Origin of the sequence: Butyrivibrio sp. XBB1001 (genome assembly GCF_000424505.1) — a bacterium.
Classification (GTDB): domain Bacteria; phylum Bacillota; class Clostridia; order Lachnospirales; family Lachnospiraceae; genus Butyrivibrio.
This window is the reverse complement of sequence record NZ_AUKA01000001.1, coordinates 580,540-598,131: the sequence shown is the minus strand read 5'-3', so window position 1 is coordinate 598,131 and position 17,592 is coordinate 580,540. Positions and strand designations below refer to the sequence as shown.

12 protein-coding genes are annotated in these 17,592 nt (G+C 41.5%); 11 read left to right on the top strand and 1 reads right to left on the bottom strand.

Annotated elements, in window-relative coordinates; genetic code table 11:
- Positions 1–81: 81 nt before the first annotated feature.
- The 7 genes from argS (at position 82) to G631_RS0102565 (ending at position 11,225) form a co-directional block, all read left to right on the top strand.
- Positions 82–1,851 carry an arginine--tRNA ligase gene (gene argS, locus G631_RS0102595; RefSeq protein ID WP_026488121.1) on the top strand — a complete coding sequence of 590 codons (1,770 nt, stop codon included), beginning with the start codon at positions 82–84 and terminating at the stop codon, positions 1,849–1,851.
- Positions 1,852–2,216: 365 nt separating this feature from the next.
- Positions 2,217–3,560, top strand: coding sequence for an MATE family efflux transporter (locus G631_RS0102590; protein WP_026488120.1), 1,344 nt, complete (start codon positions 2,217–2,219; stop codon positions 3,558–3,560).
- 100 nt (positions 3,561–3,660) lie between these two features.
- Positions 3,661–6,171, top strand: a complete 2,511-nt coding sequence (locus tag G631_RS19850) for an EAL domain-containing protein (protein ID WP_196803801.1) — start codon at positions 3,661–3,663, stop codon at positions 6,169–6,171.
- 14 nt (positions 6,172–6,185) lie between these two features.
- The gene (locus G631_RS0102580; RefSeq protein WP_242829048.1) at positions 6,186–6,815 is read left to right on the top strand and encodes a L,D-transpeptidase; all 630 of its coding nucleotides are present in this window, start codon (positions 6,186–6,188) and stop codon (positions 6,813–6,815) included.
- A 69-nt stretch (positions 6,816–6,884) separates the two neighbouring features.
- A complete protein-coding gene (locus G631_RS19845) occupies positions 6,885–8,927 on the top strand; it encodes a SpoIIE family protein phosphatase (protein WP_051196739.1) in 2,043 nt (680 codons plus the stop codon).
- Positions 8,928–9,048: 121 nt separating this feature from the next.
- Positions 9,049–9,915, top strand: coding sequence for a hypothetical protein (locus G631_RS0102570; RefSeq protein ID WP_026488117.1), 867 nt, complete (start codon positions 9,049–9,051; stop codon positions 9,913–9,915).
- Positions 9,916–9,932: 17 nt separating this feature from the next.
- Positions 9,933–11,225, top strand: coding sequence for a hypothetical protein (locus G631_RS0102565; RefSeq protein ID WP_026488116.1), 1,293 nt, complete (start codon positions 9,933–9,935; stop codon positions 11,223–11,225).
- Positions 11,226–11,248: 23 nt separating this feature from the next.
- Here G631_RS0102565 and G631_RS0102560 read toward each other — a convergent pair whose 3' ends face one another.
- Positions 11,249–12,049, bottom strand: a complete 801-nt coding sequence (locus G631_RS0102560; protein ID WP_026488115.1) for an SDR family NAD(P)-dependent oxidoreductase — start codon at positions 12,047–12,049, stop codon at positions 11,249–11,251.
- Between the two features lie 222 nt (positions 12,050–12,271).
- On the opposite strand from G631_RS0102560, the gene G631_RS0102555 reads away from it, so the two are divergent.
- The 4 genes from G631_RS0102555 (at position 12,272) to G631_RS0102535 (ending at position 17,547) form a co-directional block, all read left to right on the top strand.
- Complete coding sequence (locus tag G631_RS0102555) at positions 12,272–12,553, top strand: hypothetical protein (protein ID WP_026488114.1); 282 nt, start codon at positions 12,272–12,274, stop codon at positions 12,551–12,553.
- 335 nt (positions 12,554–12,888) lie between these two features.
- Positions 12,889–14,463: a ribosome small subunit-dependent GTPase A gene (gene rsgA, locus G631_RS19840; protein WP_051196737.1), complete on the top strand. Its 1,575-nt coding sequence runs from the start codon at positions 12,889–12,891 to the stop codon at positions 14,461–14,463.
- A 153-nt stretch (positions 14,464–14,616) separates the two neighbouring features.
- Entirely contained in the window at positions 14,617–16,083 is a 1,467-nt protein-coding gene (locus G631_RS19835) for a GDSL-type esterase/lipase family protein (RefSeq protein ID WP_026488113.1), read from the top strand.
- Positions 16,084–16,503: 420 nt separating this feature from the next.
- The gene (locus tag G631_RS0102535) at positions 16,504–17,547 is read left to right on the top strand and encodes a hypothetical protein (protein WP_026488111.1); all 1,044 of its coding nucleotides are present in this window, start codon (positions 16,504–16,506) and stop codon (positions 17,545–17,547) included.
- Positions 17,548–17,592: the final 45 nt, after the last annotated feature.

Sequence of the window (17,592 nt, the reverse complement as noted above, 5' to 3'; positions counted from 1 at the left end):
AAAATCGATTAAGTTATCTTCTTATAACAGTAAAAGAAAAGTTGAAGTTTAGTTATAAATCATAAGAAAGAAGGTTTAATTTTGGAAAAAGTACTTGAACTAATTTCTAAAGAAGTAGGAGATGCCTTTGAGGCAGCTGGATATGACAGGGACCTTGGAAGAGTAACAATCTCTAACCGTCCTGACCTTTGCGAATACCAGTGCAATGGCGCTATGGCTGGTGCCAAGAAATATGGCAAGGCTCCATTTATTATTGCTGATGAGGTTGCAGCAAAGCTCCAGAACAATGAAATGTTTGATAAGGTTGATTCTGTTAAGCCAGGATTCCTTAACATCACAGTAAGTGGAGATTTTGCAAGGGGATACATTGTCAAGATGCTCCATGAGAAGCACTTTGGAGTTGACAGACCTGCCCACGAGCCTACATACATCATCGACTACGGCGGACCAAACGTTGCCAAGTCTCTTCATGTAGGACATCTCCGTAGCGCAGTTATTGGTGAGAGTATCAAGAGAATCCTTAAATATACAGGTAATAAGGTAATTGGTGATGCACATCTTGGCGACTGGGGCCTTCAGATGGGTCTTGTAATTTCTGAACTTGAAGTTAGAAAGCCAGATCTGTGCTACTTTGATCCAAATTACGAGGGAGCATATCCCAAGGAAGCTCCTTTTACAGTAGAAGAGCTGGGAGAAATCTATCCTGCAGCCAGCGCCAAGTCCAAGGAGGACGAGGCTTTCAAGGCCAAGGCTATGGATGCTACCAAGAAGCTCCAGGATGGCTACAAGCCTTATAGAGCTCTTTGGCACCATATCATGAATGTTTCTCTTGCAGACCTTAAAAAGAACTACAAGAACCTTAACGTAGATTTCGATCTCTGGAAGGGCGAGTCTGATGCTGATCCAGTTATTCCTGGAATGGTAGAGTATATGAAGTCCCATGGATATGCGCATGAGAGCCAGGGAGCCCTTGTTGTAGACGTTGCTGAAGAGACAGATACCAAGGAAGTTCCACCTTGCATGATCCTTAAGTCAGATGGAGCATCTCTTTACAATACAACAGACCTTGCTACAATCAAGCAGCGTATGGATGAGAACCACCCACAGGGCATCATTTATGTAGTTGATAAGAGGCAGGAGCTTTACTTTACACAGGTATTTAGATGCGCTCGCAAGACCAAGCTCGTTATGCCTGAGACAGAGCTTCACTTTGTTGGCTTTGGTACAATGAATGGCAAGGACGGCAAGCCTTTCAAGACAAGAGCAGGCGGAGTTATGCCACTTGGTGATCTTATAGCTGAGATCGATGATAAGATGTACAACAGAATTAAGGAAGGCAACCCTGATATGCCAGAGGATGAGGCAAAAGACACATCTCACAAGATTGCTCTTTCTGCTCTTAAGTATGGTGATCTTTCAAACCAGCCATCCAAGGATTACATCTTTGATATAGAGAAATTCACTTCCTTTGAGGGAGATACAGGCCCATACATTCTCTACACAATGGTTCGTATCAAGTCAATCCTCAAGAAGTATGAAGCAGAGGGCGCAAGCGTCAAGGATGCCAAGCTCGGCAATCCTGACAGCCCTGCAATGAAGGAACTTATGCTTAAGCTTACAAGATTTGCAGATGCTATCGAAGGCGCAGCCAAGGACTTTGCACCTAACAGAATCTGTGCTTACATCTACGACCTTAGTAACGCTTTTAACAGCTTCTACCACGGAACCAAGATCCTTGCAGAAACTGACGCAACCAAGAAAGAGAGCTACATCGCCCTCATCGCAACAACACTGAAGATATTAGAAACAGGTATAGATCTTCTCGGCTTCTCAGCACCAGAGAGGATGTGAGCGATATAGGGACGAAAAGTCACATTTATGGCTGCTCGCAGACATATAAATGTGACCTTGAGGACCGTACGGACATGAGGAAAAAAGACATACGAACGAAGTGAGTATGTCGATTTCCGAATGGACGTAGCATGGCGAGAGCGAAGCGGAGCCATGCGTGATATCGCGAACAAAATGACCGACGAGTTCCGAATGGACGTAGCATGGCGAGAACGAAGTGGAGCCATGCGTGATATCGCGAAATCACTGCAATGATTCATTACGCAGATATGCAGATTCTTTTTGTAGCATCGCCGATCCATACCTTTGTACATTTCGACCGAGCAAGCCAAAAAGAATCGCATATCCCCCTAAAGGTATTTTAAATGAAAGACACACAGCACATGTTCAGCAACAGGAAGCTCTTCCTGTTGCTGATTCCAATTATAGCGGAACAGTTTTTGAACTCCCTGATGGGAATGGCAGACTCCATGATGGTCAGCAACGTAGGAGCTGCGGCTCTCTCCGGAGTATCTCTTGTAGATTCCATCAATAACCTTGTGGTCCAGGCCTTTAATGCCATGGCTACAGGCGGAGTTATCATCTGCTCCACATATGTAGGACAAAAAGATATGAAAAGGGCTCAGGATGCCGCAAGACAGGTCATCCTCGTTTCAGCCTTCATATCTTTTGTTTTGATGCTAGTTTGTCTCATATTTAGAAACCAACTCCTAAGAGTGATCTTTGGCCAGATAGAGCCAGATGTTTATAAGGCAGCCAGCATATATTTTCTTTTAACTATTCTTTCTTACCCGGGAATATCCCTTGCCGCTGCGGGAAGTGCCATCTTTAGGGCCCAGTCCAACACAAGACTTCCAATGAACGTGGCAATAGTGTCCAACATCCTAAATGTGGCCGGTAATGCAGTTCTTATCTGGGGATTTGGCCTTGGAGTTTATGGAGCTGCTATAGCAACACTCCTTTCAAGAGTCTTTTCAGCGGTAGTACTGCTAACTCTTTTACGCAGAAAGAATCAGGAAATATCCGTCAGAGATTACCTTAAGATCCGACCTGATTTTCCAAAGATCCATCGTATCATGGCCATGGGAATTCCAAATGGAATCGAGAACTCCATGTTCCAGTTTGGTAAACTGGCAATACAGTCATCAGTATCAACCCTTGGGACTATGGCTATTGCAGCTCAGTCTATGACTAACATTTTTGAGAACGTCAACGGAGTTGCCGGAATTGGCGTTGGAATTGGACTTATGACCATAACAGGCCAGTGTCTTGGCGCAGGGCGCAAGGATGAAGCTATCTATTACACCAAGAAGATGATTGGATGGGGATATATAGCCATTCTTGTTAGCTGTCTCTTTACCTACGCTATTGCAAGGCCTGTCACATTCCTGGCCGGCATGGAGCCAGAGAGCGCAAGCCTCTGCATCTATATGCTGGGTTGGATCACAATCGCCAAGCCACTTTTGTGGGCGCCTTCCTTTGTTACTCCTTATGCCATGAGGGCTGCAGGCGATGTGAAATTCTCAATGATAATCGCAACCCTAACCATGTGGCTTTGCAGAGTTACTCTGGCTACATACCTCATCAGAGTTGTGGGAATGGGAGCTATGGGAGTATGGATTGGTATGTTTGCTGATTGGGCTATAAGAGGCATTATATTTACCTTTAGATTCCGCTCTGGAAAGTGGATACACAGAGTTGTTGAGTAAAAGTTATTAGTGTTTTAATGGTTTTTTAATTAAATAACAAACTAATCTAAAATATAATTAAGGTGTAGCAATTTACGTTTATTTTGTGATGGCAAAACGTATGAGTAAAGACAGGAAAAAGTTTCTTTTTTATGTACGCTACACCTTAAGTGTGATTGGTGTTTTATTACTATTATCTTCAATATTTGAGCTCATCAGAATATCACGTTCTGACGAGCTTTCTAGTTCTGTCCAGAGTCCTACTATGGTCAGTCATAGAGTACTTTTCCTGTGCTCATATAATCCGCTTTATTATACTTATAATGATCAGATCGAAGGCCTCAAGGAGACCTTGTATCCAAACGGAATAGAGTTTGATGTTGCGTATATGGATACCAAGAAATATGGATCTGAGCATGATATAGAGATGTTCCATACCTTCTTTAAGGACAGGTTAAAAAAGGATAACGGTTATGAGGCAGTCCTTCTTGGAGATGACGATGCTGTTAAGTTTGCCTTAAAGTATCAGGATGAGCTTTTTAAGGATCTTCCTATGGTGTTTTTTGGAGTAAATGACAAAAACTTTGCCGAGGAAGCTGCCAAGACCCCCATGATGACAGGCTTTTATGAGATGGACTATCTTAGCGACTGTATCGATCTTGCAATAGCTCTTTTTCCAGAGAGAAAAGAACTGGTTGCTCTTCACGACAATTCCGCAGCAGGTATAGCGGATGAAGAGATATTCTATTCTCTTGACTTAGAATACCCTGGATACAAATTTACAGATATAAACAGCGCTCTTCTTACGCAGGATGAGCTTGTTGCAGCATTGCAAGGAATTTCAAGTGACGATGCAGTGCTCCTTTATATGACCTGCTACAGCGACTGTGAGGGCAATACCTATTCAGTTCTAGATAGGACTAATACGGTTGTAAAGTATGCAGATGTACCAATTATAAGGAACTATTCCGGAGGAAGAGAGCAGGGAGTTCTGGGCGGCGTTTACATGGACTTTAGGCATCAGTGCAGGGATGCAGCCCTTATCATTGTTGACATTCTGGAAAATGGAGCAGACATTTCTAACTATGCACTTGACCTTGATACACCTAGCAAAAGCGTGTTCAGCTATCCTTTAATGCAGAAATATGGTATTAGCAAAAAACAACTTCCTATTTTCACTGAATATATTGGGGAGCCGGAAAATCTTTTTACCTATTACAGTAAAGTGCTACCTGCTGCTGTCATGATAGTTACGGCGCTTTTAATCCTGATCGTTACTTCTAACATGGCCGTTTCCCAGCAGAGAATAGATAATGAGCAGCTAAAGCGTTCAAAAGAGGATTTGGAAAAATCAAGGAACAGGCTAAAATACCAGGCGGACCACGATGAACTTTCAGATCTTCTAAATAGAAGAGCTATAGTTGATACTTTAGCAAGAAAAGTTAAGAGCGGTGATAAATATGCAATCGTCATGGTTGATATCGATGGTTTTAAGGACGTGAACGAGAACTATGGACATAGCATGGCGGATTATATTATCAAACATCTGTCAAAAGAGCTAAAGGAGATGTCCGAAAAGGGCAACTGGCTAACTGGAAGATACGGTGGTGATGAGTTTATCATCATGATTCCTAATGTGAATCTTGATACTGATTCTGCAGAAGTAATACAGATCCTGGAGGCCTTTAGAAAGCCTATAGTTGTGGGCGAAGAGACGATACTTCTATCTGCCAGCATAGGAGTTTCAAATTCGAATTTTGAGAGCCTTCCGGAGCAGCATATCATAAATGCTGAAATTGCCATGTATGAGGCCAAGAATATGGGCAAAAATACTGCATTTATCTATGCTGACGAGATGCAGCTTAGGCTGAGGGAAGAAAGCAGGCTAAAGAATCTTGTGATTGAAGCCTTTGACAGAGACCAGTTCTACATTTTGTACCAGCCAAAGGTAGAGACTCTAACTGGCAAGGTGGTTGGTTTTGAGGCACTGGTAAGAGCTGAATTTATACAGGAAGGCCCGGGAGTATTCATACCTATAGTAGAGAAGAACGGCTGGGTCACAAGGCTGGGGCGTATTGTGACTGAGAAGGTCATTAAGCAGCTTGCAGTATGGAAGGCTCAGGGAAAAGAACTACTTCCGGTATCAATTAATTTTTCTTCTAAGCAGGTTAATGACCTTGGTTATGTTTCTTTTCTCAGTGACTTGTTAAAAGAGTACGATATACCCGCTAAATATATAGAGATTGAGATCACAGAGAGTCTTTTACTGGAAAAGAGTATTCAGTCGGATAGGCTTTTTGCAGAGCTTAAGGGACTGGGCATCAGGATTCTGATGGATGATTTTGGAACAGGTTATTCGTCCCTTGGATATCTGATTTATGTCCCTGTGGATGAGATAAAGCTTGATAAGTCCCTTGTAGATAATTACCTTGTTCCGGAAAAGGATGGCTTTATAGGCGATGTTATTAAGCTTGTTCATGACATAAATAAGACTATTATCATTGAAGGCGTAGAGGAAGAATGGCAGTTTAAAAGACTTTGCGATTTTCAGGCAGATGCTGTGCAGGGCTATTACTTTAGTAAACCTCTTGACCCTAGTTCAGCTATCGATTTTCAGGTAGAAATAGATTGAAAGGAAGTGGACGTATGAATATGAGAAAAGTGCTTGTAAGGAGCTGTCTGGCTGCGGTGATGTTTATCTTTTTACTGGGAGCAGGCTTTAAAAAGGCCAAAGCCAGTGATTTTGACCCGGGTTTTTATGCTTCCTATTATCCCGATGTAGCGGCGGCCTATGGGACTGACCCCAATGCTCTTTACAGCCACTATCTTACCTTTGGAATAAATGAAGGAAGATTTAAAAATGCCCAGGAGGCGGCAACAGGGCATAGAGATGATACTTTGGATACGCCTACTACTTATGTTGATGTGGATCTTACAAATCAGCAGATGATCTATTATGTTGACGGAGCACCAGTGCTCTCCTCAGCAATTGTTTCAGGAAATACCAGCAATGGTAATGGAACGCCAACAGGAGTATTTTTTATAAACGCCAAAGTCCCCGGAAAATACCTGGTGGGACCTACCTGGAACGTGTGGGTCAATAGATGGATGAGATTTACCGGAGCTGTGGGACTTCACGATGCCAGCTGGAGAAGTGAGTTCGGAGGTGAAATCTACAAGAAAAATGGGTCTCATGGATGCGTGAATCTGCCAAGTGATGTGGCTAATTCTCTTTATGATATGGTAAACATTGGCACCATGGTCATAGTTCACTGACCACTAGATATAAAGATTTTTCTTTTTATATTTCGTTTGTATAAATAATTAGGCAGAGGATGTAGGATCATGTTATCAATGATTATCAAAATGTCAGCAATATCGGCACTTTACGTTGTCTTAACAATCGTTTTGTGGCGCTTTTTCAGGGAAAAGAAATTAAGCAAGGCTTCAATACTTATAATAGGACTTATCTATGGCATGTGTTCAGTTTTGTCCACTCATTTTGGGGTGGACTATGGAGACATGCTTTTAAATTTGCGTGATGTGGCGCCTCTTGCTGCGGGACTTTACTTCCACCCGGCAGCTGGCGTTATCGCAGGTCTGATCGGCGGCATAGAAAGATATATAGCTGGAACCTATTTTGGAATTGGTTCCTACACCAGGATTGCCTGCAGCTTGTCAACGTGCCTTGCGGGCTTTGTAGCTCTTTTGATGAATAAAAAAGTCTTTAAAGGTAAAAAGCCCTCACCTATGTTTGCTTTCTTTATGGGAGCAGTCATGGAAGTGTTCCATATGTATGTTGTGTTCATCACCCACAGAGCAGATATGAGGATGGCTTTCGTGGTTGTAAGGGCCTGCGCCATACCAATGATCATTTTTACCGGTATTTGTCTTGCTGCAATGGCTATTATCATGCAGATTCAGGCAGGAGAATGGAAAAATCCTTTAAGGGATGTTTCTGGTGAGAAGGTATCTGTTTCACAGACCTTCCAGAAATGGCTGTTTATAGTTACTTTGTCCGTGATCGCCATAAACTTTGCCTTTTCATTTCTGGTTCAGACTCAGTCTGCCTATCAGGATGGAAGCAACCGGATGAACGATCAGGTTGAGGATGTGAAACTTAGATTTTCTGCGGGACTTAAGTATGTTGTTCCCGAGTCCTCTGAATTTTTTGAAATCATAAGGCCGGATGGAACAATAATTGCCGGCAAGCATATAAACGATAAGGTTTCTATAAATGCGCTGGCCAGCATCCAGGACCATCAGGGAAAGAGAATTTACAGGGCAGAGTACTTCGAGGAAATGGCCTTTAACAGGGTAGATAGCCTTTCTTCAGACTTGATCCTTCTTACCTACATTCCTGAAAGTGAGATGTACTGGTACAGAAACGCTCAGGCTTATGAAACAGGCTTTGCGGATATTCTGCTATTTACGGTTATATATGTGCTGATTGCCTTTTTGGTAAGGCAGATTGTGGTAAATAACATTGATCTTATTAATACCTCTCTTGATAAGATCACTAATGGTGACCTTAATGAGGTTGTGACGGTAAGAAACTCCTCTGAGTTTGCGTCCCTTTCTGATGATATCAATCAGACTGTTGATACTCTAAAGGGCTATATAGATGCTGCGGAAAAGAGAATTGAGCAGGAACTCTTTTTTGCAAGGACCATTCAGGAGTCATCCCTTCCGAGGGTTTTTGATTTCCCGGGTAGAGATGAGTTTGAGATTTTTGCATCTATGAAGGCGGCAAAAGAGGTAGGTGGAGACTTCTACGATTTCTTTTTCGTAGACAGCAAAAGGATTGCCCTTGTTATAGCGGATGTTTCCGGTAAGGGAATTCCGGCATCTTTATTCATGATGAGAAGTAAGACAGCTATCAGAAGTTTTGCTGAGACAGGTGAAACTCCTGGAGAAATCCTGGCAAAGGCCAACAATGCCCTTTGCGAGGGCAATGATGCTGAGATGTTTGTCACTGTCTGGCTGGGAATCATAGATCTTTCAACTGGAGTCATGAAGTGCGCCAATGCAGGCCATGAGTACCCTCTGATAAAGCGTGCAGGCGGAGATTTTGAGATTTTCAAGGATAAGCACAGCCTTGCGCTTGCTGCCATGGAGGGATTAAAGACCAAGGAATATGAGATTGAGCTTAAACCTGGAGATAAGCTATTTGTCTACACAGATGGTATTCCAGAGGCTATAAATGAAGAGGTTGAGCAATACGGCACTGACAGGCTCACAAATGAGATCAATACTGTAAAAGATAAGTCTTTTACCAAGATACTTCCATTTTTGTCCGATTCCGTGGCCAAGTTCAGGGGCAGTGCTGAGCAGTTTGATGACATTACTATGCTGGGATTTAATTTCTTTGATTATTTGAAGTTATAAGGCACTTGAGTACGCAACAGATGATTCCGCTATTTTGTTTTTTATTTTAAAGAGCCTTCCGTTTTTGGTATAATATGCAAGGCTTAAAAATATAAAGAAACATGATAACGGGAGAAAAGTTTTGAAAGCGGAGTTTTTATTTACTACTGATATAGTCGAAAAGAGACAGAGTCAGTGGCCTTTTGATGAGAAAACTAATGAGATGGCCTATGTTTCAGGTGGCGCCAGATCTTATATCACGGTCACTGAGAATGGAATAAATGAAGTAATAAGGGGCTATGATGGCCTTTTTAAAGATGTTACCTGCAGCTTTAGTGAGATAGAAAAAGTTAAGTGGACTGAGGATTATCTTTTCCTAAAGACTAGCAGACATACTTTTGGAATAAAGCTTGATACGGTTTATGAGGGAAGTCTTGATGAGATCACTTCTAAGGTCAAGGCTGCAAGGAAAGACCGCATCAAGTCTTTATTTGCAAATTCCAAAAAGGAAGATGGTATTTCCAAGGAGGCTAGGGATTTCTTTAGGGCAAACAGTTCTTTAGATGCTAAGAGAAGTAAACTCCCTCTTTCTGCAAGATTCAGGCCAAATATGATTGGTATGATGTTGTTTGTTGCCTATGAGCTCGTTGGCCAGTTAGATTCGGCTTTGTTTGACGGAGTTAGCTTTTATACTCTTTTTCCAATTGCGATGGGAGTTCTTTTAGCTGCGGTGCGAGGCTTTGCTGCAGGCTATATCTATACATTTTTTGTCACCTGGTTTTTCCAGCAGAAGGAAAGCGTAAGAGTGGCATCCATAGTTCTTTTCCCTGTTACATTTGTAGCTTTTGGTTTAATGGCTGTTGTAGGGGCAATTCCTTATACAATCTATTTGCTGATAAAGGGCAGGACTACGGCGACTTTTGACAGGATTGTCAACGTCAGTGCTGTATTTTTTGGCGTGGCCGCAGTGGCTGTCGTGACTTATTTTGCAACGATATTTCTGGTGTGAAAAAGGAGCGTAAGACATTGAGGTATGCAAGGCCAAATAGAACTAAAAAAGAATCGGCTGGTTGCCTGTTTGGGTTACTGACTTTTATTCTCGAGATGCTGGGACTAATTCCGGGAATATATATTGTGAAGTTTGTTGACGACACTTTCAATAATAGCACCCTGACTCAAATTGCAGTCTTTATTTTTCCATTTCTTGGCCTAGTTATAGTTGGATTTTTGATGGATTGCCTGGAAGAAAGGATAGTAGCTGCAAGGCATCCAGAGGTTTCTCCAATGGATGAAGCTGAGAAATACTTGCCAAAAGAGCCATTTGAAAAGGTACCTCATTTTGGAAAACTCTTTGGAGATGATCAGGTAGATGAGTTGATTGGCAGTTATAGCTTTAGCCCCTATATAGATAAAAAAGGAAATTCGTCTGAATTCATAAATTTAAGCGAAGATAAAAAGTGGATGCAGCTACTGGGAAGTTACCTGCCGCTTGATCTTTTATGCGGTTATAACGAGAATAACAACTATCTCTATACAATTGACGGTGCAATTATTCAGCTTCCTAAAAGGGCCCAGAAAGCTGATGTAAAGGATCAGATCAGAGAATTCCTGGATGCGCGCGGGATGTACTACAAGTTTTTGCCATCTTCTGCTGAAAATGTGTTTAATGAAATCAGCAAAAAATATGGAACTTTGTCTAGGGCTGACTGGAGCAGGATGCGCTATGAATGGGAAAAGAACATACTTAGTAATAAAAAGGTATTTAGAGAATTAGGTTTTCAAAAGTATACCCCACATTCCACGAAAGTTAAGGAAAATCAGTACTTTTTTGAAAGAGTTCTTACAGCCAATGAACTTGAAAATACTGCGTTGGCAGTAAGAAGAAAAAAAATACCGCTTTCTGATTATCTTGTTTTTGAGATGTATAAGAATGAATATAGCGTCTGCAATGGTATTGAACTTATAAAACTTGTAAATGATTCTCAAAAGAAAGAGGGCTTGGATTTTCTTTTTGACTGCTTAAGAGACGTAGATGAAGCCTATTTCATACCTGCTGCAGAGCTACTAAAGGAGTTACCTGCTAATCTTGTATTTAAAAAGATGGAAAAGAATGTAAGGCGAGCCTACGAAAACAGAGATGCAAACAGGCTTGCGGGAATCCTCTATTTATCTAAACTGATGGGCCACGAGACAGAATATATCAGGAAGAAAAAGGAAGAAATAAGGAAGGGCAAAGAAGAGGAACTTCAAAAAACTATTGAATCAGTTTATGATACAAGGAAGTATGTCATGTATATGCTCTCCAACAGTATCGAATAAGGAAAAAAGAATTCTAAGCATGATCACAGGTAATATTTTCCGACAAGCCATATGGCTATCCTTTTAGGCAAAATATTATAGAGCGATATAAAAAAGCGGTATTTGATGCCCACAACGTAAAGCGGAGCAGGATTTTTTTTGCAGGCTGCGCAAACTATAACATTAGCAACCTGTTCAGGAGACACACCATTTCTCTCGTCTTTTTCAATAGAGGCAATTGCATTGCCGTATCCTGGATATAAAGCTGCACTATCCGTAGTTTCAATATCACAATCGTTATGCTTGATTCGTGCATCGGTAAAACCGGTGCTTGCATCTCCCGGCATGACCACTGTTACGCATATTCCATATTTGCGCACCTCGTTTCGAAGTGCCAGTGCCACGGAATTAACCGCTGATTTAGTTGCAGAATAAAAAGCTTGAAAAGGTAATGCGATAGAAGCTCCTACAGAACTTACAAAAACGATAGTACCGCCCTTTTGTGCGCGCATATATGGAAGAACTGCCTGAACGATATGAATTTGGCCAAAGAAATTGACATCCATGATTCGTCGGGCCATCTTTTCTGAAGTCAACTCTACCGGACCCGAAATGCCCATACCTGCATTTGCAATCAGCAAATCAATTCGGCCTTCTTTAAGTGCAATATCATCGACTATTAATCGAACGGAATTGCCATCAGATACGTCTGCGCAAAAAGTTGTTACGCCAGTCGGCGCATGATTCCTTCGGCTGATACCGTAGACTTTATAACCTTTTTCAACCAATTGCTTACATACCTCATATCCGAACCCAGAGCTGGCACCTGTAACGATAGCGACCATATAAAAACCTCCATATTCTTAAAAAGGGAGTGATAAACATGCCACAAAATAACATTATGATATTTTCGCAAATGAGTAAATAGAAACAAGTCTCTCTTCATTTTACGACTTTTTTTCCATCTTTTACAATTCAAAACGATATAGATGGTAGAATAATAGTATGAATAACTATAATTCTGTCATTTCTTTTGTTATAAATATAATTGTGATTTGGAGCATATTATGTATTCGAAAATAATTATTTGTGTTGATGGGAATGAGGATGAAATACTTACGAAGCAAGTTGCTATGCTGAGTGAGAGACATCATGCTGCTATTGAAAAAGTAGATTCTGAGAGGGCTGCAAGAATTATCGCAGATGGTGATACTGATATTCTGTTCATTTGTGATAATGAGGGACTATTGTCGAGGGCAAAGAGCAGAGGAATAATAACGAATACCCCGGCTAAAATGAAAGAATCTTATGCTAAAGCAATGGAGATGTTGAAAGCATTAGGCAAATGAGAAACTCAAGTTGACTAGATTCTGATATGCTGATAGACTTAAGATATACCAAATAAAGGAGAAAGCGAGGTAAATTTGATGCGTGTAGTTAGAACAGAGATTGTAACTAAATACAGTATGATGACCTCGGTTTGTGCCTTATAATACTTGCTTTATTTTATGACGCTTATTTAACCGTGGCTAGTGAGCTGCGGTTTTTCTTTGCCTATTTCTGGGCATTTTCCAAATTCGAGGTCTCCATAGATTCTTGAACGCATTTAAATTATTGCGATCAAGAAGTCACTCTAGATGAAAAATGATGTTGTAAAAACTTATTACAAGGAGACAAAACAGAAATGAATAATATAGTTATCAGAAAAGAAACTAAGGACGATTTTTACGCTACTGAACTAATGACAATGCGAGCATTTTGGAACCTTCATGGACCGGGATGTAATGAGCATTATCTGGTACATAGGCTTAGAGATGCCAGGGAATATTTGCCCAAGCTAAGTCGCGTGGCAGAAATTGATGGGAAGATTGTAGGAGCTATTTTTTATTCAAAAGCCAGAGTCGTAGATGGGGATAAAGAGCATGAGGTTTTGTGCTTTGGTCCGTTGGCAGTTGAGCCCATCTATTGCAATATGGGAATAGGCGGAAGATTATTAGAAGAGACTATAGCACTTGCCAGAGATGCAGGATATAAGGGGATTGTAATATGCGGTGAACCGCAGTATTATCCAAGACATGGGTTTAAGACCTGCGATCATTTCGGAATAATTCATCCTGCCTTTGGAAATAGTGACGCTTTTATGGCATATCCTCTGAGCGATGAATTTGAAAGGGTTCACGGATATTTCTATGAAGCGCCTGTTTTTGAAGAGTGTGAAGATGAAAGAAGTGTACAGGAATTTACAAAGGGTTTTCCTTACTATAAGCCTCTTAAACTTTCATGCCAGTGGCTTCATGTTGAAAAACTTGGCAGAATATCGGAAGTAAGCAGGAATAGTTATAAAATTAGATTTTGGGAACAGGAGATTTCTGCAAGGCTTAAAGGAAATTTTTTTGAAAAGAACTCTGATATTGTCCCGGTTGTTGGAGATTATGTGACATTTCTTTATAACAGAAGAGGAGATAGTATAATAGTTTCTGTATGTGAGAGAAATACTTTTTTGCAGAGGCCTGACCAGGCCAAAACCGGCGTGATGCAGAATATGGTCTCTAACGTGGACTACTGCTTTATAGTTACTTCTCTTAATGAAGACTATAGCTATAACCGCATTGCCAGATATGTGAGTATTGCCTTGCAGGGTGGGGCAATCCCTGTTGTTGTTCTTACCAAGACAGATCTGTGCAATAACGTTGGGCGTTACGTTAGAGAGGTTGAGAGCATTTCAGATAAAACGGAAGTTCATGCAATCTCAGCCCTGTATAGTATTGGTCTTGATGAATTGGATAAATATTTTGAGCCTGGCAATACGATTTGTCTGATGGGATCCTCAGGAGCTGGGAAGTCGACTCTGATAAATGCCATTACAGGGGAAGAAACCATGAAAACCTCTGAGATAAGGGAAGATGATGACAAGGGAAGGCACACCACAACGCATCGACAGATGATTTGCCTTGAAAATGGTGTATCCATAATCGACACTCCAGGCATGAGAGAAATTGGAATGGCCAATACACAGGATGGAATAGATGATACTTTTTCTGATATTCTGGAACTTGAGAGCCAGTGCAGATTTAGCGATTGTAGGCATGAAACAGAGCCTGGCTGCGCTGTCAAGGCAGCCATCGAAAGTGGCGAGCTTTCTTTAGAAAGATATGAACTATACAAGAATCTTGGGGCAGAAAACACACGCAACTATGCTAAAAAGAAGATGATCTCAAAGTGGCAGAAGGAGTATAAAAAATACGGAAAGATAAAATAATCGCCGTTCTAATGATATACTTATATAGGTGTCAAAAGTCAAAAGCACGTGCATGCTTGCGTATTATGTATTTTGACTTTATGACCCGAACAAATATAAGAAATAAGAAATTTAAAATCACCGATGATTTCATTGGAGGAGAATAGGGACCTGATGAGAAAAGACACATTTAAGAAACGTAGGAAAAAATCTATGAGCAACTGGTTTGAGGAGATGGTGGAGCGCCTTGGTGGAAGAGCGATAGCCATCGCCTCATTGTCCATGCTTGTGATTATAATTGCAATCATTGTGCTCATTGTGATCAAAATAAGTTCAATGGACAAAGATTTGGCTGATGGCTACAGTGATGCTCAGGTTGCTGGTGAGGAAATGACTGCTGGCGGAGACTCAAATCTGGCTGAGGGAGATATGCCTGTTGTCGAGACTGCAACCGAAGGGACGAAGACTGAATCAACTTCGGATACAACTATACTTGCGAAAAAAGAAGGCGCCAAGGAAGGATATCTTAACAGGTGTGTATTCCTTGGCGACTCTAGGACAGTTGCCATGGTCAACTATGGCTTTTTTAACGATGATGCCGCACTGGCCCAGATTGGCATATCTCATCCGGCATTTGCATCCAATAAGTTTATCAATAATGCTGGAAAAGAATATACCTTAAAAACTTATCTTAAGTCCCATCAGGCTCCTGTTATTTATATTCTTTTGGGAGTAAACGGGATAAATGATCCCAGTGAGAAACATTATCGGAATACGTTTATTTCTCTTATCGACAGTGTGGCCGAGATGGCGCCTAATTCCAATATTGTACTTGTGGCAATAGGCCCTGTTGATGACAACGGAATATACAAAAATAATGTCCAGAACGCAATGATAGACAAATATAATAAGTTTCTTCTGGAAACTGCCAAGGAGAAGCATATCTTTTACCTTAATATCGCGGAAATCCTCAAAGGGCCTGATGGACAGGTCAAGTCTGAGTATAACGGCGGCGATGGGCTTCATTATTCCGGAAAAGGGTGTGAGGCCATATTCAAGTACATAGTAGAACATCCTGTGCCCCAGATATCTGATGAGGGCGAATATGTTGTTAAGTATATCAAGCCTGATCCTAACAGAATCAAGGTTACCATGGGCAAAGACTCAGGAATTGATGAAGATAAGATTGATGATCTTATGAAAATGATGACTGGAACTGCAGAAAACCAGACTTCTTCTGATGCCAGCACACAAAGCAGTACAGAAACTGAAGAGGAACTGCGTAAAAAAGAGGAAGAAGAGAAGAAGGCGGAAGAGGAAAAGAAGAAAGAGGAAGAGGAAAAAAAGAAGGCTGAGGAAGAGAAGAAGAAACTAGAAGAGGAAGAGAAGAAGAAGGCTGAAGAAGAAAAGAAGGCTGAAGAAGAGAGAGAAAAAGAGGAAGAGCGAAAGAAAGCTGAAGAGGAAGAAAAGAAGAAAAACGAGGAAGGAAGCGAAGAAGCGCCCAAAGACGATGAAGAAAACGAGGGAAGCGGAAAGGCTAGCACCGCTGCAAGCTCAGCTGCCAGCTCAAAAGTCGAAGCTCCAGACCAGTCTGAAACACCGTCCGATCAGTCAGAAGCAGAGGCTGGGGATACGCCGTAATGGTCCTCTTGACACCGCTCCTATGACTTTTTACAGGTCTGTCGCATTAGATGTTTAATCATCGGGCGGCGGACCTTTTTTATTGAATAGGAAATTGCTTTCCTATTCAATAAAAACGCTCCGCTGTGGATGCGCACCTCGCGGAGATGAAGTTTATTGCTTCGCAATACCGCTCGGGCGCGAAAGAGTCGCTAGCGACTCTTTGTTCGATGAAAAAGGCTAAACAAAAGAAAGCTGAGAATAGACAGGAAAAAAAGCAGAATGGTATGGAATTTTTGATGTTCGCGCTTAAATTATTATTGTTTTGTGACGATATATGTATAGATAAGGATGAGTATGTAGAAATGCAGGCAGCGGTCAGTACTTTGGTTTGAAATTAACCGTTAACTCCGTCTCTTAGGACCATTTTGGAGGTACTTTATGAAAATACAACAGAACACGGATGTTCAAATAAATCCTTTTCAAAATCAGGATAATGCAAGGGCTGCCACAGGTGCAGGGCAGTCTGTACATAAGAGTGGCAGTCTGTCTTCAGTATCTGGGGCTAATCTTAAAGGTGAAAGCCTTGTCCAGCAGAGGCAGGGGCTTGCAAGAAAGCAGGCACTTAAGGTTGTGTCAGATGCTTTTGGCGGCGAGAAGAAGTTGGATGCTCAGATGCAGGGCATTAAAGATGAAATAAAGCGTCTTCAGGATGTGATAAGCGAAAAGACTGCTGATACGATGGAGAATGATGCCAGGTTAAAAGAACTACAGGAAGAATATGGTATTGATTCAGAAGGTGAAGAGAGTAAAGAACTGTCAAAGCTGGCGTTTAAGATGAATAATTCCAAGGACGGATTATCTGATGAAGAAATCAGTAAAATGTCGGAGTATCAACAGAAAGCACTTTATTATGTGGCAGCAAATCAGCAGAACTCCCTTGATATAGACAGGGCCAAAGCACAGCAGATGGGAAATGTTCAAGGCTACGCAGATATGAAAAGAGAGCGGGCAAAATCTCAGGATATGCTAAAAGCCCAGGATGCCGCAGAGGAAATTATGGATGCAGCAAACGGCGAGGCAATAGCTCTTTTGACTCAGGAAGCAGTTGAGCATGTAGATGAAGAGCAGAAAGAGCGCGAGGAAGAGGTCAAAGAGGCTGCGGAAAAGAAGAAAGAGGAGAAGAAGGAAGAAGCGAAGAAGCTTGAAAAAGAGGCAATGCAGCAGGAAATGATAGAGAACATCAAGCAGCACGCTGCAGAGAGCCAGCGTACCAGCGCTGACACCAAACGGGCCATAGCAAGAAGAGAGCGTGCCGAAGCAGACAGTATGGGAGCAGAGGATGCCCAGAGGACCATTATTTCTGAAGGTACATCCATGGAGGATACACAGAATGCTGTTAATTCTGAAATTACGAATATCCTCAATAAGCTGAGCCTTCTTTCAAATGATGTTAAGGGCAGCACAGTAGACAGTCAGATATGAGTCATATAAACAAGATAAAGAAGCTATTGAGTTAGTTAATTTCTT